This is a genomic window from Microbacterium sp. 11MF, from assembly GCF_000383475.1.
Taxonomy (GTDB): Bacteria; Actinomycetota; Actinomycetes; order Actinomycetales; family Microbacteriaceae; genus Microbacterium; species Microbacterium aquilitoris.
In genome coordinates, this window is sequence record NZ_KB911459.1 from 680,499 (window position 1) to 702,368 (window position 21,870).

22 protein-coding genes are annotated in these 21,870 nt (G+C 68.3%); 20 read left to right on the forward strand and 2 right to left on the reverse strand.

What is annotated here, in order from left to right; translation table 11 throughout:
* Positions 1-163: 163 nt before the first annotated feature.
* From H286_RS0103265 to H286_RS0103340, 16 genes are all read left to right on the forward strand, one after another.
* Positions 164-1,093 (forward strand): ABC transporter permease, encoded by a 930-nt coding sequence (locus H286_RS0103265; RefSeq protein ID WP_028497379.1) that lies wholly within the window; start codon positions 164-166, stop codon positions 1,091-1,093.
* Positions 1,083-2,024: an ABC transporter permease gene (locus tag H286_RS0103270; RefSeq protein WP_028497380.1), complete on the forward strand. Its 942-nt coding sequence runs from the start codon at positions 1,083-1,085 to the stop codon at positions 2,022-2,024. Before H286_RS0103265 ends, H286_RS0103270 begins: the two co-directional genes overlap by 11 nt.
* Positions 2,021-3,742 carry an ABC transporter ATP-binding protein gene (locus tag H286_RS0103275; protein ID WP_020097091.1) on the forward strand — a complete coding sequence of 574 codons (1,722 nt, stop codon included), beginning with the start codon at positions 2,021-2,023 and terminating at the stop codon, positions 3,740-3,742. The genes H286_RS0103270 and H286_RS0103275 overlap by 4 nt, the downstream gene beginning before the upstream one ends.
* Positions 3,739-4,347: a PH domain-containing protein gene (locus tag H286_RS0103280; protein WP_020097092.1), complete on the forward strand. Its 609-nt coding sequence runs from the start codon at positions 3,739-3,741 to the stop codon at positions 4,345-4,347. The genes H286_RS0103275 and H286_RS0103280 overlap by 4 nt, the downstream gene beginning before the upstream one ends.
* Positions 4,348-4,575: 228 nt before the next feature.
* Positions 4,576-5,559, forward strand: a complete 984-nt coding sequence (locus H286_RS0103285) for an ABC transporter permease (RefSeq protein ID WP_020097093.1) — start codon at positions 4,576-4,578, stop codon at positions 5,557-5,559.
* 1 nt (position 5,560) lies between these two features.
* Positions 5,561-6,487, forward strand: coding sequence for an ABC transporter permease (locus H286_RS0103290; RefSeq protein WP_020097094.1), 927 nt, complete (start codon positions 5,561-5,563; stop codon positions 6,485-6,487).
* A complete protein-coding gene (locus H286_RS0103295; RefSeq protein ID WP_020097095.1) occupies positions 6,480-8,609 on the forward strand; it encodes an ABC transporter ATP-binding protein in 2,130 nt (709 codons plus the stop codon). Before H286_RS0103290 ends, H286_RS0103295 begins: the two co-directional genes overlap by 8 nt.
* Before the next feature lie 64 nt (positions 8,610-8,673).
* Positions 8,674-10,359, forward strand: coding sequence for an ABC transporter family substrate-binding protein (locus tag H286_RS0103300; protein WP_196800617.1), 1,686 nt, complete (start codon positions 8,674-8,676; stop codon positions 10,357-10,359).
* 126 nt (positions 10,360-10,485) lie between these two features.
* Complete coding sequence (gene typA, locus H286_RS0103305) at positions 10,486-12,399, forward strand: translational GTPase TypA (RefSeq protein WP_020097097.1); 1,914 nt, start codon at positions 10,486-10,488, stop codon at positions 12,397-12,399.
* Between the two features lie 2 nt (positions 12,400-12,401).
* A complete protein-coding gene (locus H286_RS0103310) occupies positions 12,402-13,109 on the forward strand; it encodes an AzlC family ABC transporter permease (RefSeq protein WP_018188280.1) in 708 nt (235 codons plus the stop codon).
* Entirely contained in the window at positions 13,106-13,420 is a 315-nt protein-coding gene (locus tag H286_RS15020) for an AzlD domain-containing protein (protein ID WP_026302984.1), read from the forward strand. Before H286_RS0103310 ends, H286_RS15020 begins: the two co-directional genes overlap by 4 nt.
* A gap of 32 nt (positions 13,421-13,452) precedes the next feature.
* Entirely contained in the window at positions 13,453-13,839 is a 387-nt protein-coding gene (locus tag H286_RS0103320) for a DUF6113 family protein (RefSeq protein WP_020665418.1), read from the forward strand.
* A 9-nt stretch (positions 13,840-13,848) separates the two neighbouring features.
* A complete protein-coding gene (fdxA, locus tag H286_RS0103325; protein WP_018188277.1) occupies positions 13,849-14,169 on the forward strand; it encodes a ferredoxin in 321 nt (106 codons plus the stop codon).
* Positions 14,170-14,185: 16 nt separating this feature from the next.
* The gene (gene dapC, locus H286_RS0103330; RefSeq protein WP_020097099.1) at positions 14,186-15,301 is read left to right on the forward strand and encodes a succinyldiaminopimelate transaminase; all 1,116 of its coding nucleotides are present in this window, start codon (positions 14,186-14,188) and stop codon (positions 15,299-15,301) included.
* Between the two features lie 110 nt (positions 15,302-15,411).
* A complete protein-coding gene (locus H286_RS0103335) occupies positions 15,412-16,707 on the forward strand; it encodes a citrate synthase (protein ID WP_018188275.1) in 1,296 nt (431 codons plus the stop codon).
* 28 nt (positions 16,708-16,735) lie between these two features.
* Entirely contained in the window at positions 16,736-17,161 is a 426-nt protein-coding gene (locus tag H286_RS0103340; protein ID WP_231370876.1) for an SHOCT domain-containing protein, read from the forward strand.
* A gap of 3 nt (positions 17,162-17,164) precedes the next feature.
* Here H286_RS0103340 and dapD read toward each other — a convergent pair whose 3' ends face one another.
* Positions 17,165-18,109, reverse strand: a complete 945-nt coding sequence (gene dapD, locus H286_RS0103345) for a 2,3,4,5-tetrahydropyridine-2,6-dicarboxylate N-succinyltransferase (RefSeq protein ID WP_020097100.1) — start codon at positions 18,107-18,109, stop codon at positions 17,165-17,167.
* Between the two features lie 37 nt (positions 18,110-18,146).
* Between dapD and dapE the strand changes: the two genes are divergently transcribed.
* From dapE to H286_RS14765, 3 genes are all read left to right on the forward strand, one after another.
* Positions 18,147-19,223 carry a succinyl-diaminopimelate desuccinylase gene (dapE, locus tag H286_RS0103350; RefSeq protein WP_018188272.1) on the forward strand — a complete coding sequence of 359 codons (1,077 nt, stop codon included), beginning with the start codon at positions 18,147-18,149 and terminating at the stop codon, positions 19,221-19,223.
* The gene (locus tag H286_RS0103355) at positions 19,205-20,404 is read left to right on the forward strand and encodes a hypothetical protein (protein WP_028497427.1); all 1,200 of its coding nucleotides are present in this window, start codon (positions 19,205-19,207) and stop codon (positions 20,402-20,404) included. Before dapE ends, H286_RS0103355 begins: the two co-directional genes overlap by 19 nt.
* Positions 20,405-20,497: 93 nt before the next feature.
* A complete protein-coding gene (locus H286_RS14765; protein WP_064506455.1) occupies positions 20,498-20,671 on the forward strand; it encodes a DUF3117 domain-containing protein in 174 nt (57 codons plus the stop codon).
* A gap of 73 nt (positions 20,672-20,744) precedes the next feature.
* Here H286_RS14765 and H286_RS0103365 read toward each other — a convergent pair whose 3' ends face one another.
* The gene (locus H286_RS0103365; RefSeq protein WP_018188269.1) at positions 20,745-21,383 is read right to left on the reverse strand and encodes an O-methyltransferase; all 639 of its coding nucleotides are present in this window, start codon (positions 21,381-21,383) and stop codon (positions 20,745-20,747) included.
* A gap of 75 nt (positions 21,384-21,458) precedes the next feature.
* On the opposite strand from H286_RS0103365, the gene H286_RS0103370 reads away from it, so the two are divergent.
* Positions 21,459-21,845, forward strand: a complete 387-nt coding sequence (locus H286_RS0103370; protein ID WP_020097103.1) for a hypothetical protein — start codon at positions 21,459-21,461, stop codon at positions 21,843-21,845.
* The last annotated feature ends 25 nt before the right edge of the window (positions 21,846-21,870 follow it).

Here is a 21,870-nt window from a genome sequence, read left to right on the forward strand (position 1 = left end):
GAGGCGGTGACGGTCACCCGTCACCGCCTCGTGGCGTGACCCGTTCATCTCACCGTTCTCTCAGGATTCCGGTCCGAGGATGGGAACCTCAGGGGCGCCGCGCTGCGGGGCCCTTCTTCGTGCGTCAGCACAGCAACGTCTTTTCCCTGAAAGGGGGCCGAGGGTGGCCTATTACATCCTCCGACGGATTCTGCAGGTGATCCCCGTATTCCTCGGGGCGACCCTGTTGATCTATTTCATGGTCTTCGGCCTTCCGGGTGACCCGATCGCCTCGCTGTTCGGCGACAAGCAGCCACCTCAAGCCGTCATCGACGCTATTCGCGAGCAGTACCGTCTGAACGACCCGTTCATCGTCCAGTACGCGAACTACCTGGCTGGCATCTTCCGGTTCGACTTCGGCACCACCTTCTCGGGCCAGAGCGTCAACGACGTCCTCGCCCGGACGGTACCCGTCACGATGCGACTCGCCGTTATGTCGGTCGCAATCGCCTTCGTCCTGGCACTCATCATCGGTGCCCTGTCGGCGATCTGGAAGGGCTCGATCTTCGACAACGGCGCTCTCGTGACCGCTCTCATCTTCATCGCGATCCCGATTTTCGTCCTGTGCTTCCTCGCGCAGTACTTCCTCGGTGTCCAGCTGGGGTGGTTCCGCCCGACGGTCGGGGGCCAGAACGACTGGGGCGACCTGTGGCTTCCCGCCATCGTCCTGGGTCTGAGCATCTACGCCTCGAGCATGCGGCTCACGCGCGCGTCGATGATCGAGACCCTGGGCCAGGACTGGGTGCGCACGGCGTACTCGAAGGGCCTGTCGCGTCGTCGCGTCATCCCCGTGCACGTCCTCCGCAACTCGATGATCCCTATGGTGACGGACACCGCAACCCAGTTCGGCGTTCTCATGGTCGGCGCCACCGTCACGGAGGGCATCTTCAACGTGCCCGGTGTCGGCAACACCCTGTTCAGAGCCATCACGAGTCGGGAAACCCCCACCATCGTCTCCTTCGTCACGATATTCGTCGTGATCTACGTGTTGGTGAACCTAGTCGTCGACCTTCTCTACGGCCTGCTCGACCCGAGGATCCGCTATGTCAAGTAACTCCACCCACTACGTTGCTGCCGCGCAGACCGAAACCGTGGTGGTCGACCAGCTCCACCTCAGCGACAAGAAGAGCAACCTCTGGCTCGACGCCTGGCGCGACTTGCGGCGCCGTCCGACCTTCTGGGTCTCGGTCGTTCTCTGCGTTTTCATCATCGTGATGGCTGTCGTGCCGAACCTGTTCACGTCTGTGGGGCCTTCCGGCGCGGCGTGCGACCTCGCGAACAGCAACGCGGATGCGTCCGCGGGCCACCCGCTCGGCTACAACTTCCTCGGCTGCGACATCTGGTCGCGCCTGGTTCACGGCACTCGCACGTCGGTCCTGGTCGGCGTGATGGCCACCGCCATCTCGACGGTGATCGGGGTCATCATGGGCGCCTTGGCCGGTTTCTACGGCGGGTTCCTCGATTCCCTGCTGTCGCGAGTCGGTGACGTCTTCTTCACGATCCCTTACATCATCGCCGCCGTCGTCGTCATGTCGGTGCTGGCGGACTACCGCAACGAGTTCGTCCTCGCCCTCGCCATCGGAGGGTTCTCCTGGGCGAGCACCGCCCGCATCGCTCGGGCAGAGGTTCTGCGCGTGAAGCAGTCGGACTATGTGACGGCGTCGATCTCCATCGGCCTCTCCCGGTTCCGCACTATGCTCACGCACGTTCTGCCGAATGCGATGGCGCCCGTCATCGTCGTGACGACGCTGAGTCTCGGCACGGCCATCGTCGCGGAATCGACGTTGTCCTTCCTCGGAGTCGGGCTCGGAGGGGCGACTGTGTCATGGGGTGCCGACATCAGCCAGGCGCAGACGCAGATCCGTTCTGCTCCGTTGGCTCTGTTCTGGCCCTCCCTGGCGCTTACCGTCACGGTGCTCGCGTTCATCACCCTCGGTGAGCTCCTCCGCGACGCCGTCGACCCGAAGTCGAGGGCCCAGCGATGAGCGATATCGAGAACCCCACCAGCCGCGCGCGTCTGCGCAGCAGCACCAAGGAGAGCGTCGTGTCGCAGCCCCTTCTGCAGATCCGTGACCTCACCGTGTCGTTCGGCACGGGCAAGAAGGCGCGCGAGGTCCTGCACGGTGTCGACCTCGATGTCTTCCCGGGCGAGACCGTCGCCATCGTCGGGGAGTCCGGGTCGGGCAAGTCGACGACGGCAGCCGCCGTCATCAACCTGCTCCCGGGTACGGGAGCGGTCACGGGCGGGTCCGTCACGCTCGACGGTGTGGACCTCCTCGGCGCCAGCCGCCGTGAGATGGAGTCCATCCGCGGACGCGACATCGGCTACGTCCCGCAGGACCCGATGTCCAACCTGAACCCGGTCTGGTCGATCGGATTCCAGGTCGAGGAGGCGGTCCGCGCCAACGGCCTGGCATCCAACCGCAAGGAGGCCCGCGCCCGCGCGATCGAGGTCCTGAAGCAGGCGGGGCTGGCCGATGCCGAGCGTCGCATGCACCAGTTCCCGCACCAGTTCTCCGGCGGGATGCGTCAGCGGGCGCTCATCGGCATCGGCCTCGCAGCCGACCCCAAGCTCCTGATCGCGGACGAGCCGACGAGTGCGCTCGACGTCACCGTGCAGCGCGTCATCCTCGACCACCTGGCCTCGCTGACCCGCGAGAAGGGGACGGCCGTCCTGTTCATCACGCACGACCTCGGCCTCGCCGCAGAGCGTGCCGATCGCATCATCGTCATGAACCAGGGCGAGATCGTCGAGTCCGGTCCGAGCCGAGCGATCCTCGAGGCTCCGCAGCATCCGTACACGCAGCGCCTCGTCGCGGCCGCCCCGAGCATCGCCTCGCAGCGCATCCAGGCGGTCGCCGAGCGTCGCGGTGTCGAGCACCTCGAGGAGGTCGTGGACGCCAAGCCCGTCGTCGAGGTCCGCGATCTCGTCAAGGAGTACAAGATCCGTTCAGGCGGGTTCCGCAGCGAACCGTTCCGTGCGGTCGACGGTGTGTCCTTCCAGATCCCGCGCGGCAAGACCCTCGCACTGGTGGGGGAGTCCGGTTCGGGCAAGTCGACCGTCGCCAAGATGGTCTTGCAGCTCGAGAAGCCGACGAGCGGCTCCGTCCTCGTCGACGGCGCGGACACGTCGGGCATGAGCCGCAAGGAGGTCTTCGGGCTGCGCAGCCGTATGCAGCCCGTCTTCCAGGACCCCTACGGCTCGCTCGACCCCCTGCGCAGCATCGGCGCTCTCATCGCCGAGCCGCTGCGCGTGCACGGCGTGGGCGACGAGAAGTCGCGTCGCGAGAGGGTGTTCGAGCTGCTCGACCAGGTGTCGCTCCCGCGTGAGGTCGCCTGGCGCTACCCGAACGAGCTCTCCGGGGGCCAGCGTCAGCGCATCGCCATCGCGCGCGCCCTCGCGCTCAAGCCGTCGATCGTCGTCCTCGACGAGGCCGTCTCGGCGCTCGATGTGCTCGTTCAGGACCAGATCCTGCGCCTGCTCGCCGAGCTGCAGTCCGAGCTCGACCTGACCTACCTCTTCATCACGCACGACCTCGCCGTCGTGCGTGTGGCCGCCGACCTCGTCTGCGTCATGGAGCAGGGTCGCGTCGTCGAGCAGGGCACCGTCGACGAGATCTTCGCGTCGCCGGCGGAGGACTACACGAAGCGGCTCCTCGCCGCCATCCCGGGTGCGGAGATCCCGCTCGGCGGAAACCTGTGAGCAACACCCCTCGACACGGCGAGGCGGGCTCGGGATCATCCCCGGCCGCCTCGCCGCGGGTGTTCCGCGCCCCGTCGGGGATGGCCGCGCTCATCCTGGCGTCGATCGCCGCGCTCCTGCTCCTGGGCGACGCGGTCGTGCGTGCGGGCTGGGCCGAGATGCTCCTGCTGGCGCCCTGGCTCCTCCTGGTCGTCTGGTTCATCTATGTCGCGATGTTCGCGTCCCATGTCTCCATCGACGCCGACGGCGCGACCGTGCAGAATCTCCTGCGCATCGTGCGCATCCCGTGGGCCCGGGTGAGCGACGTCGGCGTCCGTTACCAGGTCAGGTTCACCCTGGATGACGGGCGGATCGTCAATGCGTTCGGCGGCCCGGTGGCGGGTCGCCCGGCCCGCCCGGGCGTCCGGGCCGCGGACAACCCCCGCGCGCGCATCCCTCCCGCGCTCCGTGACCTCGAGCTGATCCGCGAACAGTGGCTGGCGGCCGCCGAAACCGGTTCCACCACACGGGTCTCGCGCAGGTGGGATCTCCCCACCCTCGGCGTGTTGCTGTTACTGGCGCTCTGGGCACTGGGCGCCGTGATAATCAGCGGCGCTGCGGGCTGAGCGTACTGGCGGTTTTGCGGCGCGTTCACAGGCATTTTGCGAGCAGGTCACGCAATGTTACGTTCATACAAACAGTTCTCCAGACGGTCTTGTCAGCGTTGATGAGCGAGTTAGGGTCGTTGAGGCCGGACCCGGTTCCGGCACTTCGAACGCAACGCAAGAGCGCGTAAGCCCGAGAAAGAGCACCACCATGTCTGTGCCAGCGACCCGAATCACCGGGATCTCCCGGTGACGCTGTACGTCTTCCGCCGGTTCGTCAACTACGCGATCCTGAGCCTGATCGCCACGTGTATGGCCTACGTCCTGGCCAGCGCGATCTTCAGGCCCGGCGACGCCTTCTACGGACGCAACCCCCGCCCTCCGCAGGCGTCCATCGACGCCTCCCTCGCGCAACTCGGGCAGAGCCCGGACATGCCCGTGCTCGTCCGGCTCTGGCACTGGCTCGTCGGCCTGTTCACGCAGGGATCCCTCGGCATCACGATCGGCAAGCAGCCGGTCGTCGAGGAGATCATCGCGCGCTCGGGTGCGAGCCTGCGCCTCCTGCTCATCGGATCGATCATCGGCGCGATCGTCGGCGTCCTCCTCGGCGTCTGGGGCGCGGTCCGGCAGTACCGGGCGAGCGATCAGATCGTCACCTACTCGTCCTTCCTGATCTTCGCGACGCCGACCTTCGTCATCGGCGTGCTGCTGATGATCGGCGCGACCGCTCTGAACAACGCGCTCGGCGTGCAGCTGATCACCTTCACAGGCGAGTACAGCGCCGGTATCAGCGGCGGGTGGTGGGACCTCACGGTCGACAGGGCGATACATCTCCTCCTCCCGACCATCGCGCTCGTCCTGATGAGCGCTGCCACCTACTCGCGCTATCAGCGCAGCGTCATGCTGGACGTCCTCGGAGCCGACTACATCCGCACCGCACGCTCCAAGGGTCTCGAGCGCGGGCCGGCGCTCTTCCGCCACGGCGTGCGCATCGCACTCATCCCGATGTCGACCTTCTTCGCGTACAGCTTCGGCACGCTCGTCGCCGGATCCGCGATGCTCGAGATCGTCTTCAGCTGGCGCGGCATGGGTCAGTTCCTCCTCCAGGCCGTTAACACCAATGACGTCAACGCGGCAGCGGGAAGCACCCTGTTCGTCGCCATTCTCGTGCTGCTCTCCTCGACGTTCTCGGAGATCATCTACGCCGCCCTCGATCCCCGTGTGAGGAGCTGACATGGTCATCGCTCAACAAGAAGCGGTCGAGGCGAGCCTCGACGACGACCAGACGATCACGAAGCAGCGGCGTCCGCTCTCGCGCAACGGGCTCGTCTGGCGTCGCCTGCGGGGGATGCCGCGATTCTGGATCGGCGCGATCGTGTTCGCGCTCATCGTGTTGCTGTCCATCGTGGGTCCGCTCATCACCCCGTGGTCCATCACCGATCGCGACCCGTACAACATGGGGATGGGCCCCACCCTCCGACACTGGTTCGGGACGAACAGCATCGGGCAGGACATCTTCGCCCAGACGCTCGCGGGCTTGCAGAAGTCCCTCATCATCGGACTCGTCGCCGGCATCCTCGGCACGCTGCTCGCCGCCGTCATCGGCTCGATCGCCGGCTACGTCGGGGGCACGACCGACAAGATCATCAGCTGGTTCACCCACCTGCTGCTCGTCGTCCCGTCCTTCTTCATCCTCGTGCTGCTGAGTCCGCTGTTCAAAAGCCTCTCCTGGATCGCGCTGACGTTCTTCCTCGCGATCTTCAGCTGGATGATCATGGCGCAGGTGGTCCGCAACCAGACGCGGTCGCTGCGGAACCGCGACTTCGTCCGGGCCGCCCGCTACATGGGGCTCCCCACCCGGAAGATCCTGAGCCGCCACATCCTGCCGAATATCGCGTCGCTGCTGATCATCGACGTGACCCTCGGCATCGTGTCGATGATCATGTCCGAGACCTCGCTCAGCTACTTCGGGTTCGGTGTGCAGAAGCCGGACGTGTCGCTCGGCACGCTGCTGGCGGACGGGACCTCCGCGGCGGTCACACGCCCGTGGCTGTTCGTCTTCCCGGCCGGCGTCCTCATCGTCCTTCTCTTCGCCATCAGTCTCATCGGCGACGCCCTGCGCGATGCGATCGACCCGACCTCGGGGGCCAACCGTGCCTGAATCCCTCCTCACCCCCTCGACTCCGCGCCGCAGCCCCCTGCTGTCGATCCGCGACCTCAGCGTCACCTTCCCCCAGCGCGGTTCGGGTGACGTGCAGGCCGTGCGCGGCATCTCGTACGACGTGCACCCGGGCGAGTTCCTCGGCATCGTCGGCGAGTCCGGATCGGGCAAGTCGGTGTCCTCCCTCGCCGTCATGGGCCTCCTGCCCACCAACGCGCAGGTCACCGGCTCGATCGAGTTCGAGGGCAAGCCCCTCCTCGGAATGGACGACAAGAAGCTCTCCCGCATCCGCGGCAAGGAGCTCGCCATGGTCTTCCAGGACCCGCTCTCGGCCCTCACGCCCGTCTACACCGTCGGCGACCAGATCGCCGAGGCGCTGCGCCTGCATGACGGGAAGCTGTCTGCGCAGGCGGCGGCGGCTCGCGCCGTCGAGCTCCTCAAGACGGTCGGCATCCCCGACCCGGATCGCCGGGCCAAGGCGTTCCCGCACGAGTTCTCGGGCGGGATGCGCCAGCGGGCCATGATCGCGATGGCCATCGCGAACGACCCGAAGGTGATCATCGCGGACGAGCCGACCACGGCCCTCGACGTCACCATCCAGGCGCAGATCCTCGAGGTCCTCGAGAAGGCCAAGGAGATCACCGGCGCCGCCGTCGTCCTCATCACGCACGACCTCGGTGTCGTCGCCGGTCACGCCGACCGGGTCGGCGTCATGTACGCCGGCAAGCTCGTCGAGCTCGGCACGACGGACCAGGTCTTCCACGAGCCGCAGATGCCGTATTCGATCGGCCTGTTGCGCTCCGTTCCCAACATGCTGACCGCCGGTACGCAGCGCCTCGTTCCTCTCGAGGGGCGCCCGCCGTCCCTCGCGGCGCTGCCGAAGGGATGCCCCTTCGCGGCCCGCTGCCCCATCGCCGTGGACGCGTGCCGCGAGGTCGAACCCGACCTGATCGCGCACGACCCGGCGTCGGGCCCCGATCACGTCGCCGCCTGCATCCGGGGGAGCGAGATCGCCAGCGGTGAGCTTCCCCGCGGCGAGGTCTTCACGGTGGCGGACCCGATCATCGACGGCGAGCTCGTCGACTCCGGTGCGGAGCCGGTCGTCGAGGTCACCGACCTGCGTCGGCACTTCCCGCTGATGAAGGGCGCGCTCTTCCCTCGTCGGGTGGGCACCGTCCGCGCCGTCGACGGCGTCTCGTTCTCCCTCAAGCCGGGTCGCACGATGGGCCTGGTGGGGGAGTCAGGGTGCGGCAAGACGACGACCATCCTCGAGATCATGGAGATGACCGCACCGCAGGCCGGATCCATCAAGATCAACGGCAAGGATGTGGGGTCGCTCAGCGCCCGCGAGCGCCACGCGCTTCGTCGCGACGTGCAGATCGTCTTCCAGGACCCGATGGGGGCCATCGACCCGCGTCTTCCCGTCAGCGAGGTCATCACCGAGCCGCTGTGGGCGATCGGGGCGAGCAAGTCGGACCGCGACAAGCGCGCTCTGGAACTCCTCGACCTCGTCGGCCTCGATCCCTCCATGGCCGACCGCTACCCGCACGAGTTCTCGGGTGGTCAGCGCCAGCGCATCGGCATCGCCCGCGCCCTCGCGACGAACCCGTCGGTCATCGTGCTCGACGAGCCGGTCTCGGCGCTCGACGTCTCGATCCAAGCAGGTGTCATCAACCTGCTCGAGGACCTCAAAGCCCAGCTGGGACTGTCCTACCTCTTCGTCGCCCACGATCTCGCCGTGGTGCGGCAGATCGCCGACGACGTGGCCGTCATGTACCTCGGTTCGGTGGTCGAGCAGGGGCCCGTGTCGACGGTGTTCGACAACCCGCAGCATCCCTACACCAAGGCCCTCATCTCGGCGGCTCCCATCCCGGACCCGCGCATCGAGCGCGGGCGGGCGCGGGTTCTCCTGCAGGGGGATCTGCCGAGCCCGACGCAGGAGATCAGCGGATGCCGCTTCCGCACCCGCTGCCCCCTGTACAAGCTCCTCGACGAGACGCGGCAGGACATGTGCCGCTCCATCGAACCCGAGCTGACGCCGCACGGTCGTGCGCGCGTCGCGTGCCACCACGTCGACGAGTCGACGCTGGTGGACGAGGTCGCACTGTCGACCGCATCCTGAGCCCCTCCGGCGGCGGCACCATTCCGCCGGTGGTCACCAAAAGGTAAACGAGAGGAACAATCACATGAAGATTCGAGGTGCAAAGCCGTTCGGGTCTTTGGCGCTGCTCGGCGTCGCCGCACTCGTGATCTCAGGTTGTGCTGCCGGCAACACCGGTGCGCCCACCCAGAGCGAGTCCGCAGCGCCGGAGCTGCCCGCCACGGCATGGACCCGGGCCGACGCGGCCAAGGTCAAGGACGGCGGCACGCTGACCCTCGCGGTCGGATCGATGCCGGTGCAGTTCAACATCAACCAGGTCGACGGCAACGAGGCGGACACCGTCGACATCGTAGAGGGGACCACCGGTGGGCCCTTCAAGATCAAGGAAGACGGCACCCCCGTCGTCGACGAGAACTACGCGTCGTCCGCCGAGCTCACGAGCGATGACCCGCAGGTCGTCGAGATCAAGCTGAACCCCGACGCCAAGTGGGAGGACGGCACCCCCATCACGGCCGCCGACTACATCGCCTACTGGAAGGCGCAGAACGGCACGAACGAGGCGTACATTCCGGCCTCGACCGCCGGCTGGGAGGACGTCTCCTCGGTCGAGCAGGGATCGAGCGAGTTCGACGTCAAGATCACGTTCTCGAAGATCTACGCCGACTGGCAGGGCCTGTTCACGGGCGGGCTGCTCCCGGCATCCATCTCGAGCGACCCCGCAGCCTACAACGACGGCTACCGCACGAAGGCCGTTCCGTCCTCAGGTCCGTTCAAGATCACGAAGATCGACACGACCGGTCAGGTCATCACCCTCGAGCGCAACCCGCAGTGGTGGGGCGCGACGCCGAAGCTCGAGACCGTCCTTTACCGCGCGGTCAGCCAGGACCAGCAGAGCTCGTCGTTCGCCAACTCGGAGATCGACGCGCTGTACATCTCGGCCAACGCGGATGCCTACCAGACGGCCAAGACCCGCTCGGACGCGAAGATCGAGACCTCGGGTGGCACGACCTGGACCCACGTAACGATGAACGCCAAGGAGGGCCCGCTTGCGGACGTCAACGTCCGCAAGGCCGTCGAGGCGATCGTCAACCGCGAGCAGATCGCCGCGTCGGCGAACACGCCCGTGGACGCGCCGGCCATCACCCAGGGCGACTACATCTTCATGCCTGGGCAGAACGGGTACGAGGACAAGGCTCCCAAGACGGACACCGCGAAGGCGGCGGAGTACCTGAAGGAGGCCGGTTACGAGGGCAGCGAGGGCGAGAGCTGGACGAAGGACGGCACCGCTCTCAAGCTCACCGTGACCGTTCCCGCCGACACGGCGACGAACATCCAGCGCTCCGAGCAGGTCCAGGCCGACCTGAACGCGTTCGGCATCCCCGTCGAGCTCGTCACGGTTCCCGCGGCGACGTACTTCAGTGACTACGTCATCCCGGGCAACTTCGAGATGGTGTCGTTCTCGTGGGTGGGCACCGCCTTCCCGATCTCGTCTTCGGAGGCGCTGTACTACCCGGTCGACTCCGAGTCGAACTTCACCGGCACCACGGATGAGAAGCTCGGCGACCTGTACGACCAGGCCAACTCCGAGCTCGACCCGGCCAAGCGCATCGAGATCGCCAAGGAGATCAACGATGTGATCTGGGGCTACATGCCGATGTTCCCGATCGCGCCGCTCCCGAACGTCTACGCGGTCAAGGACGGCCTCGTCAACTGGGGTGCCACCCAGTTCGAGACCATCGACTGGACGATCGTCGGCTGGGCTGCCGAGTAAGCAGCAAGACGCACAGCAGCGGCGGGGCGGGGACCGAAAGGTCCTCGCCCCGTCGGCGTGTCGACACCTGCGGTAAAGTGGACTGCCGGCATCCCGGCATCACCCTCTCTGCAAGGAACCCCCTTCATGGCGCACGCCCTTCGTCCTGACCTCCGTAACGTCGCGATCGTCGCGCACGTCGACCACGGCAAGACGACGCTCGTCGATGCCATGCTCCGCCAGACCGGTTCGTTCGGCTCTCACGAGCACATGGAAGAACGTGCCATGGACTCGAACGACCTCGAGCGCGAAAAGGGCATCACGATCCTCGCGAAGAACACGACGATCACGTACTCCGGCGCCCACTCGTCCGAGCCCGTCACGATCAACGTGATCGACACCCCCGGCCACGCCGACTTCGGTGGCGAGGTCGAGCGCGGTCTGTCGATGGTCGACGGTGTCGTCCTGCTGGTGGATGCCTCCGAGGGCCCGCTCCCGCAGACCCGCTTCGTCCTGCGCAAGGCGCTCGAGGCCAAGCTCCCCGTCATCCTCCTGGTCAACAAGACCGACCGCCCCGACGCGCGCATCGCCGAGGTCGAGGAGGAGGCCCACGACCTGCTCCTGGGGCTCGCCTCCGACCTCCAGGACGACGTGCCCGACCTCGATGTCGACGCGCTCCTCGACGTCCCCGTCGTCTACGCGTCCGGTCGCGCCGGTGCCGCTTCGCGGAACCGCCCCGAGAACGGCTCGCTCCCCGACAACGACGACCTCGAGCCGCTCTTCGGCGCGATCCTCGAGCACGTCCCGGCTCCGTCGTACGACGACGAAGCGCCCCTCCAGGCCTGGGTCACGAACCTCGACTCGTCGCCGTTCCTCGGCCGTCTCGCACTCCTGCGCGTCTTCAACGGCACGCTGAAGAAGGGCCAGACGGTCGCGTGGGTCCGCGCCGACGGTTCGACCAGCAACGCCCGCATCACCGAGCTCCTGAAGACCCGCGCCCTCGAGCGCTACCCGGCGGAGTCCGCCGGCCCCGGCGACATCGTCGCCATCGCGGGCTTCGAGAACATCACGATCGGCGAGACGATCGCCGACCCCGAGGACATCCGTCCGCTCCCGGCCATCACGGTCGACGATCCGGCCATCTCGATGACGATCGGCACCAACACCTCGCCCCTCATGGGCAAGGTCAAGGGTCACAAGCTCACCGCGCGCACGGTCAAGGACCGCCTCGACCGCGAGCTCATCGGCAACGTGTCGCTCAAGGTCGTCGACATCGGCCAGCCCGACGCGTGGGAGGTCCAGGGCCGCGGCGAGCTCGCGCTGGCGATCCTCGTCGAGAACATGCGCCGCGAGGGCTTCGAGCTCACGGTCGGCAAGCCGCAGGTCGTCACGCGCCGCGACGAGAAGGGCAAGCTCACCGAGCCCTTCGAGCACCTCACGATCGACGCCCCCGAGGAGCACCTCGGCGCGATCACGCAGCTGATGGCGAGCCGCAAAGGCCGCATGGAGACGATGACGAACCACGGCACCGGCTGGGTGCGCATGGAGTTCATCGTCCCGTCGCGCGGTCTCATCGGCTTCCGCAGCGAGTTCCTCACGATCACGCGCGGCACGGGCATCGCGAACGCGATCTCGCACGGCTACGACGAGTGGGCCGGCGCGATCTCGACGCGTCAGAACGGCTCGATCGTCGCAGACCGCTCGGGTGTCGTGACTCCGTTCGCGATGATCGCCCTGCAGGAGCGCATGAGCTTCTTCGTGCAGCCGACCGAAGAGGTCTACGAGGGCATGGTCATCGGCGAGAACTCGCGCGCCGACGACATGGACGTCAACATCACGAAGGAGAAGAAGCTCACGAACATGCGTTCGTCGACCTCCGACTCCTTCGAGTCCATGACGCCGCCGCGGGTGCTGACGCTGGAAGAGAGCCTCGAGTTCGCCCGCGACGACGAATGCGTCGAGGTCACGCCCGAGAAGGTGCGCATCCGCAAGGTCGTGCTCGACGCGACCGAGCGCGGCCGCGCGGCATCGCGGCTGAAGCGCCAGGACGCCGGCTCCTGACGGTGACGGGGGAGCAGCCGCCGATTCGTCGGGCCTGGCGCGACTCCCTCGGTGTCGTGCTCGCGACGAGTGCCTACGGCATCTCGTTCGGCGCGCTCTCGGTGACCTCGGGTCTGGACGTCTGGCAGACCTGCGTCCTCAGCCTCCTGATGTTCACCGGCGGATCGCAGTTCGCGTTCGTCGGTGTCATCGGGGGCGGAGGCCTGCCGGGTGCCGCCATCGCCTCGGCGGGGCTCCTCGGCATCCGCAACGTGGCCTACGGTCTGCGGATGTCGTCCGTCGTCGGCGACGGGTTCTGGCGGCGGGCCGCGGCATCCCATTTCACGATCGACGAATCGACGGCCGTCGCCCTCGCGCAGACGGATGCCGCGGCTCGCCGCATCGGCTTCTGGGTGACAGGCGTCGGCATCTACGTCGGCTGGAACCTGACGACGCTGGCGGGCGCGCTGCTCGGCGACGTTCTCGGCGATGTGAAGGCCTACGGATTGGATGCCGCTGCCGCCGCCGCGTTCCTCGCGCTGCTGTGGCCGCGGCTGCGGAACCGTCAGGCGATCGCGGTGGGTGCCGCCGCCGCGGTGGTCGCGGCCGTCCTCACGCCGGCGCTCATGCCGGGTCTCCCCGTCCTCGTCGCGGCGCTGGTGGCGATCGTCGTGGGCTGGACGAACTGGCTGGGCTCCCGGCCGACGACGTCGACAGGGGACCCCGCATGACGCTGTGGCACACGATCCTGCTCGCGGCCATCGTGTGCGTGGCCCTCAAGACGGCCGGCTACCTCGTGCCGCCGGCGTGGTTCGAGGCGCCTCGCCCCTCCCGGACGATCGACCTCCTCACCGTCGCGCTCCTCTCGGCGCTGGTCGTCGTGCAGACGCTCGGCGTGGGCCAGGCGATCGTGCTCGACGCACGCGTTCCCGGTCTGCTCGTCGCGGCGGGTCTCCTCGTCGTCAGAGCGCCGTTCCTCGTCGTGGTCGCGGCAGCCGCCGCGGTCGCGGCACTCCTGCGTCTGTGGGGCTGGGCGACCTGATCGGTCAAGGAGTGCCCGCCTAGACTGTGCAGGTGAATGCCCTCTTCGCCCGCATCGCCACCTGGGTGCTGGCCGCCGTCATCGGCGTCGTCTACGGCGTCGCCGGCACGATCGGCCAGGCGGCGACCTGGGGTGTCGTCCCCGTCGGTCTGATCGTCGCTTCGGTCGGCTTCGTCGCCCTGCTGATCGCGGTGCGGACGCTGACGGGGGAGCGCGCCTCCGCGCTCGCCTGCGGGCTCGGCGCCCTCGTGGCCACGCTCCTGTTCGCCAACGAGGGTCCCGGCGGGTCCGTCGTGGTGCCGGCGCCCCCGGAGGGGACCGTCGTCACGCCCGGGCTCATCTGGACGTTCGTCGTCCCGCTGGCCGTCGCACTCGTCGTCGCGTGGCCGACGGCATCCCGCGTCCGATCCACGAACTAGACTCGTCCTGTGACGTATGTGATCGCCCTCCCGTGCGTGGATGTCAAGGACCGAGCCTGCATCGACGAATGTCCCGTCGACTGCATCTACGAAGGCGAACGCTCTCTCTACATCCACCCCGATGAGTGCGTCGACTGCGGCGCCTGCGAGCCGGTGTGCCCCGTCGAGGCCATCTACTACGAAGACGACCTCCCCGCCGAGTGGCAGGACTACTACACGGCCAACGTGGAGTTCTTCGAGGATCTTGGTTCGCCGGGCGGCGCCGCGAAGGTCGGCGTCATCGCCAAGGATCACCCCGTCATCGCTGGTCTTCCTCCGCAGGCCCACTGAAACTCGCTGAGCCGACATGAGCGTCCACGACCTCGCGGACTACCCCTGGGACGCCGTCGCCCCCTACGCGGCGCGAGCACGGCAGCATCCCGGCGGGATGGTCGACCTCTCAATCGGTTCCCCCGTCGATCCGACGCCCGGTGTCGTCTCCGAGGCGCTCCGACGCGCCACGGACGCTCACGCCTACCCGCAGACCGTCGGCACTCCGGCGCTGCGCGAGGCGATCGCGGCCTGGTACGGCCGCCGGCGCGGCGTGCCGGGCCTCACGCCCTCCCAGGTCATCCCGACCGTGGGCTCGAAGGAGCTCGTCGCCCTTCTGCCGCTCCTTCTCGGCCTCGGCACCGGCGACACGGTCGTTCACCCGCGCGCGGCCTACCCGTCCTACGAGGTGGGGGCACGTCTCGTGGGTGCGCAGGCCTTCGCGTCGGATGATCCCGACGAGTGGCCCACGACCACGCGGCTCGTGTGGCTGAACACGCCCGGCAACCCCGACGGTCGGGTCCTCGACGTCGCTGAGCTCCGACACGCCGTGGAGCGCGCTCGCGAGCTGGGTGCCGTCCTGGCCTCAGACGAGTGCTACGCCGAGCTGGGGTGGGAAGGGCCGTGGGCGGATGCCCCGGTGCCCAGCATCCTCGATCCCCGGGTCGCGAGCGGCGACCTCACCGGCCTCCTGTCGGTCTACTCGCTCAGCAAGCAGTCGAACCTCGCGGGCTACCGGGCGGCGTTCGTCGCCGGCGAAGCGGACCTGATCGAGCGCCTCGTGACCACCCGCAAGCACCTCGGGCTGATGGTGCCCGGGCCCGTGCAGGCCGCCATGATCGCCGCGCTCGAGGACGATGCGCACGTGGTGCACCAGCGCGAGCTCTACCGTGCCCGCCGCGACATCCTGAAGCCGGCCGTCGAAGCCGCCGGTTTCCGGATCGACCGCAGCGAGGGCGGCCTCTACCTCTGGGCGACGGCGGGGGAGGACGCGTGGGAGTCCCTCGCGCGCCTCGCCGACCTCGGCATCCTCGCCGGGCCCGGACACTTCTACGGATCCCATTTCCCCCAGCATGTGCGGTTCTCGCTCACGGCGACCGACGAGCGCATCGCCGAAGCCGCGCGGAGGCTCGCGGCATCCGTCGAGGCCTGACCCTTCGTAGGCTTCCTCCTACGAATTCCGCTATCCATTGAGCGCGACAGCACATGTGCTCACTGCCCAGTAGGCTGTAAAGACCGCTCCGACGACCGCAAGGAGGCTTCGTGACCAACGCGGACACCCCTCAGATCGCCACCGTGACCATCGGTGACACGAAGGCAGAACTCCCGCTCATCTCGGGAAGTGAAGGGGTGCCGAGCGTCGACTTCTCCACCTTCACGAAGCAGACCGGGCACACGTCCCTCGACTACGGGTTCGTGAACACCGCGTCGACGAAGTCGTCGATCACGTACATCGACGGCGACCAGGGCATCCTGCGCTACCGCGGGTACCCGATCGAGCAGCTCGCGCAGCACAGCACGTATCTCGAGGTGGCCTGGCTCCTTCTGTACGGCGAACTGCCGACGGAGGACGAACTCGCCGGGTGGGACGAGAAGATCCGTCGCCACACGCTGCTGCACGAAGACCTCAAGCACTTCTTCTCGGCGCTGCCGCACACCGCGCACCCCATGTCGGTGCTGTCTGCGGCCACGGCGGCCCTCTCGACCTACTACGAGGGGCAGAGCGACCCGCACAACCCCGAGCACGTCGAGCTCAACACGATCCGCATGCTCGCGAAGCTGCCGGTCATCGCCGCGTACGCGCACAAGAAGAGCATCGGGCACGCCTTCCTGTACCCCGACAACTCGCTGAGCTTCGTCGACAACTTCCTCAAGCTGAACTTCGGCAACAACGCCGAGCCGTACGAGATCAACCCCGTCATGTCGCGGGCGCTCGAGCGCCTGCTGATCCTCCACGCCGACCACGAGCAGAACGCGTCGACCTCGACGGTCCGCCTCGTCGGTTCGACCGGGGCGAACCAGTTCTCCTCTATCTCCGCCGGCATCAACGCCCTGTACGGGCCGCTTCACGGCGGCGCGAACGAAGCCGTCCTCGACATGCTGGGCCGCATCCGCGACTCCGGCGAGAGCGTGCAGCGCTTCGTCGAGCGGGTCAAGAACAAGGAAGACGGCGTGAAGCTCATGGGCTTCGGGCACCGCGTCTACAAGAACTACGACCCGCGCGCGAAGCTCGTCAAGGAGTCGGCCGACGAGGTCCTGCGCGAGCTCGGCGTCGTCGACCCGCTTCTGGCGCTCGCCAACGAGCTCGAGGAGATCGCGCTCAGCGACGACTACTTCAAAGAGCGTCGCCTGTACCCGAATGTCGACTTCTACACGGGCGTCATCTACAAGGCAATGGGCTTCCCCACGCGCATGTTCACGCCGTTGTTCGCAATCGGTCGCCTGCCCGGCTGGCTCGCTCACTGGCGCGAGATGCAGAACGATCCGCAGACGAAGATCGGCCGTCCGCAGCAGCTCTACACGGGTGCCACCGAACGGGATTACCCGACCTCCCACTGACGCGGTCATCGCCCGCTAAAGTGTGCCCATGATGGTCCACGGGGGAGTTGTCGCGCACGTTCTGTCGGCACCGGTGATGCCGATCCCGGATGACGGGGACAGCGGTTTCTTCGGCCCGGGGATGCCGGGGCCCGACATGGGCGGTGCCGGAGACGCGTTCTCTGCGTTCTTCGGACTGGCCGTCGTCCTGGTGATCGCCGGAGCGGTGTTCTCCGTCGTGGTCGCGGCGCGGAAGCGTCGGATCCTCCGGGATGCCGGCATCGATCCGTTCACGGTGGATGCGGCGATCGCCGCCAAGGTCCTCCGCAGCGACCTGCTCGCTCCCTCGACACCGGCAGCGCAGGTCGCGCCGTCGATCGAGAAGCGCCTCGCGGAGCTCGACGACCTCCGCGCCCGCGGCGTCATCAGCGAGGACGAACACCGAGAGGCGCGCGCGGCGGTCCTGAAGGGCTGAACCTCAGGCGTGGAGGTCGGCGTTCAGCGTCACGCCGACGCCCTCGCGCCGAACCGCCTCGACCGTCCCGGTGAGCGAATTGCGCCGGAAGAGGATGCCGTTCTGCCCGGAGAGCTCGGCGGCCTTGACCGTCGGGCGCGTGCCGTCGTGGCGCGGCGGCTCGCCTGCCAGGGAGACCTTGGTCCCAGCGGTCACGTACAGGCCCGCTTCGACGATGCAGTCGTCACCGAGCGAGATGCCGATGCCCGCGTTCGCGCCGAGGAGTGTGCGCCGGCCGATGGAGACCCGGTGTTCACCGCCACCCGAGAGGGTGCCCATGATCGAGGCGCCTCCGCCGACGTCGCTGCCGTCGCCGACGACGACGCCCTGCGAGATGCGGCCCTCCACCATCGACGCGCCGAGCGTACCGGCGTTGAAGTTGACGAAACCTTCGTGCATCACCGTCGTACCGGGCGCGAGATGTGCGCCCAGGCGCACGCGCGAGGCGTCCGCGATCCGGACGCCGGCGGGCACGACGTAGTCGGTCAGGCGGGGGAACTTGTCCAGGCCGTTCACCTGGATGCCCGCCCGCTGCAGTCCGGCGCGGAGGCGGGTGAGGTCGTCGGGATGCACGGGGCCGGCGCTCGTCCACGCGACGTTCGGCAGGTGGCCGAAGATCCCGGTGAGGTTCAGCTCGTTCGGGGCCACGAGGAGGTGCGAGAGGGCCTGAAGACGCAGGTACGCATCGGGGGTGCTCGCCGGCGGGGCGTCGAGGTCGATCTCCACGACGATCACGTCGACCGTGACGGCACGGCGCGGGTCGGGTCCGGCGAAGGCGGCGAGCTCGCTCGTGTCGACGTCGGCAGGGGCGCGGCCTGTGGCGGGAGCCGGGAACCAGGCGTCGAGCACCGTGCCGTTCTCACTCGTCGTGGCCAGACCGATACCCCACACCCACCGCGCGTCACTCATGGTTCCAGGCTATCGGGCCGTCGTTAGACTCGACGTCATGCCCCGGCTCGACCTCCGCTCCAGCGCCGTCGACCTGACGCGCACCATCTGCGACATCCCCAGCGTCTCCGACGACGAGACCGTCCTCGCCGACGCGATCTTCGAAGCGGTGTCCGCGTTGCCGCACCTCGACGTCCACCGCGACGGCGACACGATCGTGGCCCGCACGTCCCTCGGACGCGCGCAGCGCGTCGCGATCGCCGGGCACATCGACACGGTCCCCATCAACGACAACGTACCGACGCGGAACGTCGACATCGACGGCGAGCGGTACCTGTGGGGCCGCGGCACGGTCGACATGAAGGCGGGCGTCGCGGTGCAGCTGAAGCTCGCCGCCGAGCTCACCGACCCCCGGGTCGACATCACCTGGATGTGGTACGACCATGAGGAGGTCGCTGCCGACCTCAACGGGCTGACCCGACTCGCGGCATCCCGTCCCGATCTCTTCGAGGCGGACTTCGCGATCCTGGGGGAGCCCTCGAACGGTCAGGTCGAGGGCGGGTGCAACGGCACGCTCCGCGCGGTCATCCGCACGACGGGCGTGCGCGCGCACAGCGCCCGCGCCTGGATCGGCGAGAACGCGATCCACAAGGCCGCGCCCGTCCTCGCTCGGCTGGCCGAGTACCGGTCCCGCGAGATCGAGGTCGACGGGCTGCTCTACCGCGAGGGTCTCAACGCGGTCGCCGTCCGCGGGGGCATCGCGGGCAACGTCATCCCCGACGCCTGCGAGATCGATGTCAACTACCGCTTCGCCCCGAACAAGGATGCCGCGGCCGCCGCGGCGCACGTGCGGGACGTGTTCGCCGGCTTCGAGGTCGAGATCGTCGACCTCTCCGAGGGCGCCCGTCCGGGGCTCGATGCGCCGCTCGCCCAGGAGTTCGTCGCCGCGGTCGGGGCAGTGCCCAAGCCCAAGTACGGCTGGACGGATGTCGCCCGGTTCTCCGCGATGGGTGTGCCCGCCGTCAACTACGGCCCGGGCGACCCGTCCCTCGCGCACCACGACGAGGAGCGGGTGCCGCTCTCGCAGATCGAGGACGTCGAGCGGGGTCTGCGGGCATGGCTGAGCGGCGACTGAGGACCGCAGCCTCCGTCGCCGGCACCGTCGCCGCCGTCTACGTCTCGGCCCGCCTCCTCACCACGCTGTTCTTCTGGATCGCCGCCGAGCTGTCGGGTCCGACCTCGCGGTTCGGGGCGGACGCCTCCATCTCCTCCCTGGCGATGGGCTGGGACTCCCAGTGGTACTGGGTCATCGCCGACCAGGGCTACCCGTCGGCCCTTCCGGTGACGGATGCCGGTCAGGTCACCGAGAACGCGTGGGCGTTCCTGCCGCTGTACCCCTGGCTGGCTCGTGCGCTCGGGACGGTACTGGGCGGCTACCCCGCCGGTGCGATCGTGCTGGCGCTCGTCGCGGGGTACGCGGCATCCGTCGCGCTCTTCCTGCTGCTTCGCGGCCGGATCGGCGAGACGGCGGCGCTGTGGGCCGTCGTGTTCTTCGCCAACGGTCCGCTGGCGGCGCTTTTCCAGATGGGGTACGCGGAATCGCTCGGACTGCTCTGGCTCTTCCTCGCGCTGTGGGCGCTCGTGCAGAGGCGGTTCGGGTGGCTGTACCTGCTCGTCGTCCTCATGGGCTTCACGCGACCGGGCGTCCTCGCGTTCGCCCTGCTGCTCGGGCTCTACGGAATCTTCCGCTGGTTCCGACGACGCGACGATCCGCTTCCGGTGTCGCACATCGTCCACATCGTCGCCCTCGGCGCCCTCGCCGTGATCGTCGGCTTCGCCTGGCAGGTCATCGCAGGGATCGCGACGGGCGACCCGTCGGCGTACCTCGAGACCGAGCTCGCCTGGCGGCGGAGCTGGGTCGGGTCCGAGGAGCAGTTCATGCCGTTCATCGCCTTCTTCCAGGCGGCGGCCATCTGGTTCGGCCTGTGGGGGTTGCCGACGGCGCTCGGACCGGTCCTCCTCGTCGTGCTGATCGTGGGCGCCGGTGTCCTTCTCGCCCGGTCACCGCAGGTCCGCCGGCTCGGGCCGGAGATCCGGCTGTGGGGCGTGAGCTACCTCGTCTACCTCCTGGCGGTGTTCTTCCCGCAGTCGAGCATCTTCCGACTCCTCCTCCCGCTCACCCCCGTTGCGGCGGGCGTTGCGGTCCCGAGCTCGCGGTGGTGGCGGGTCGGCATCCTGGTCCTCTGCGTGACCGGACAGTGGGTCTGGATCCACGAGATGCTTGCGCTGGGGGACACGTTCTTCCGGATTCCATGACGATATGCGTGCGCTGAGACTCGCGCGCGCCATCGGCGATCACCCCATTGGGTAGACTAATGGGGTAGGCCGAAGACGAAAAGGAGCCCCACAATGGCAGCCATGAAGCCGCGCACCGGAGACGGACCTATGGAGGCCGTCAAGGAGGGCCGTCTCATCATCGTGCGTGTCCCGCTCGAGGGGGGCGGTCGACTTGTCGTCTCGGTGAACGATGACGAGGCGAAGGAACTCCACAGCGTTCTCAGTGGGGTCGTCGGCGCCGCCTGACCCCGGATCGATACGAAAGGCCGGCCCCTCGGGGCCGGCCTTTCGGCGTTTCTCGGATGCCGCGGCGAAGCGATCAGCTCTGGTCGGCGACCGTCGTCAACTGGAGCAGGCCCTCGCCGACGATGGACAGCGCGCCGAGGACGGCGGGGGAGTCCTGCGTCTCCTGGATCAGGGACCGGTAGGCGCTCTCGAGGGGGCCGCGCTTGACGGGATCGGCGACGGCGCCGCCGGCGAGCACCCGAGGCACGAGCACCGTGCCGCCGGCGCGAGCCAGACGCAGCCCGTGCTCGACGTACTCGATGACCCCCTCGGGGTCGGCATCGATGAGGACGATGTCGTAGGACGCCTCGTTCATCCGCGGCAGGACGTCCGCGGCGCGGCCGGTGATGAACCGCACCCGAGCCGGCGGGATGCGGGAATCCGTGAACGCCTTCCGGGCCACGGCGAGGTGCTCGGGTTCCTTGTCGATCGTCGTCAGTGTCGCGCGCGGCGACCCGTGCATGAGCCAGAGGCCGGAGACCCCGCCGCCCGTGCCGATCTCGACGATGTTGAGCGCGCGGCCGGCCGCCGCGATGACGGCGCACTGGGCGCCGACCTCGGGACTGATCGGGTTCGCGCCGATCTCGAGGGCGTGAGCGCGGGCGCGGGCGATGGCCTCGGGCTCGACCGTCGCCTCAGCGGCGAATCGGCGTACCGCTTCGTGATCTCCCATGTCGTGAACCTCCACGCGTCAGCCTAGGCGGGTCGGCACCCCGCAACCCCCAGGCGCACGGGTAACCTGGGAACCATGTCATTCGGGCTCGATCTGGAGAAGATCCTCCTCATCGGACTCATCGCCGCCCTCCTGCTCGGCCCCGAGCGCCTGCCCGGTTACGCCGCGTCCCTCGCGAGACTCACTCGCCGGGTTCGTCAGTGGCTCGACGGCGCACGCACCCGGGTCAAAGAGGAGATGGGCGATGACTTCGACGAGATCGAGTGGCGCAAGCTCGACCCGCGACAGTACGACCCGCGGCGCATCATCCGCGAGGCGCTGATCGACGACGCCCCGGTTAAGCCCGTCGCGACGACGCCGGCAGCGGCGGTCGCGCTGGCCGAGCCGCCCGCCGTCGAGGCGAGCGGGGACGAGACCCCGGCGGACCTGCGTGCGGTGCCGTTCGACTCCGAGGCGACCTGACGGGCGGCATCCGCCGTCTGTCGTC

Excerpts from the sequence above, each read along its gene's own strand:
- H286_RS0103270 (WP_028497380.1), top strand. The coding sequence starts at position 1,083 with ATGTCAAGTAACTCCACCCACTACGTTGCTGCCGCGCAGACCGAAACC.
- H286_RS0103275 (WP_020097091.1), top strand. The coding sequence starts at position 2,021 with ATGAGCGATATCGAGAACCCCACCAGCCGCGCGCGTCTGCGCAGCAGC.
- H286_RS0103290 (WP_020097094.1), top strand. The coding sequence starts at position 5,561 with ATGGTCATCGCTCAACAAGAAGCGGTCGAGGCGAGCCTCGACGACGAC.
- H286_RS0103300 (WP_196800617.1), top strand. The coding sequence starts at position 8,674 with ATGAAGATTCGAGGTGCAAAGCCGTTCGGGTCTTTGGCGCTGCTCGGC.
- typA (WP_020097097.1), top strand. The coding sequence starts at position 10,486 with ATGGCGCACGCCCTTCGTCCTGACCTCCGTAACGTCGCGATCGTCGCG.
- H286_RS15020 (WP_026302984.1), top strand. The coding sequence starts at position 13,106 with ATGACGCTGTGGCACACGATCCTGCTCGCGGCCATCGTGTGCGTGGCC.
- dapC (WP_020097099.1), top strand. The coding sequence starts at position 14,186 with ATGAGCGTCCACGACCTCGCGGACTACCCCTGGGACGCCGTCGCCCCC.
- H286_RS0103340 (WP_231370876.1), top strand. The coding sequence starts at position 16,736 with ATGATGGTCCACGGGGGAGTTGTCGCGCACGTTCTGTCGGCACCGGTG.
- dapD (WP_020097100.1), bottom strand. The coding sequence starts at position 18,109 with ATGAGTGACGCGCGGTGGGTGTGGGGTATCGGTCTGGCCACGACGAGT.
- dapE (WP_018188272.1), top strand. The coding sequence starts at position 18,147 with ATGCCCCGGCTCGACCTCCGCTCCAGCGCCGTCGACCTGACGCGCACC.
- H286_RS0103355 (WP_028497427.1), top strand. The coding sequence starts at position 19,205 with ATGGCTGAGCGGCGACTGAGGACCGCAGCCTCCGTCGCCGGCACCGTC.
- H286_RS14765 (WP_064506455.1), top strand. The coding sequence starts at position 20,498 with ATGGCAGCCATGAAGCCGCGCACCGGAGACGGACCTATGGAGGCCGTC.
- H286_RS0103365 (WP_018188269.1), bottom strand. The coding sequence starts at position 21,383 with ATGGGAGATCACGAAGCGGTACGCCGATTCGCCGCTGAGGCGACGGTC.
- H286_RS0103370 (WP_020097103.1), top strand. The coding sequence starts at position 21,459 with ATGTCATTCGGGCTCGATCTGGAGAAGATCCTCCTCATCGGACTCATC.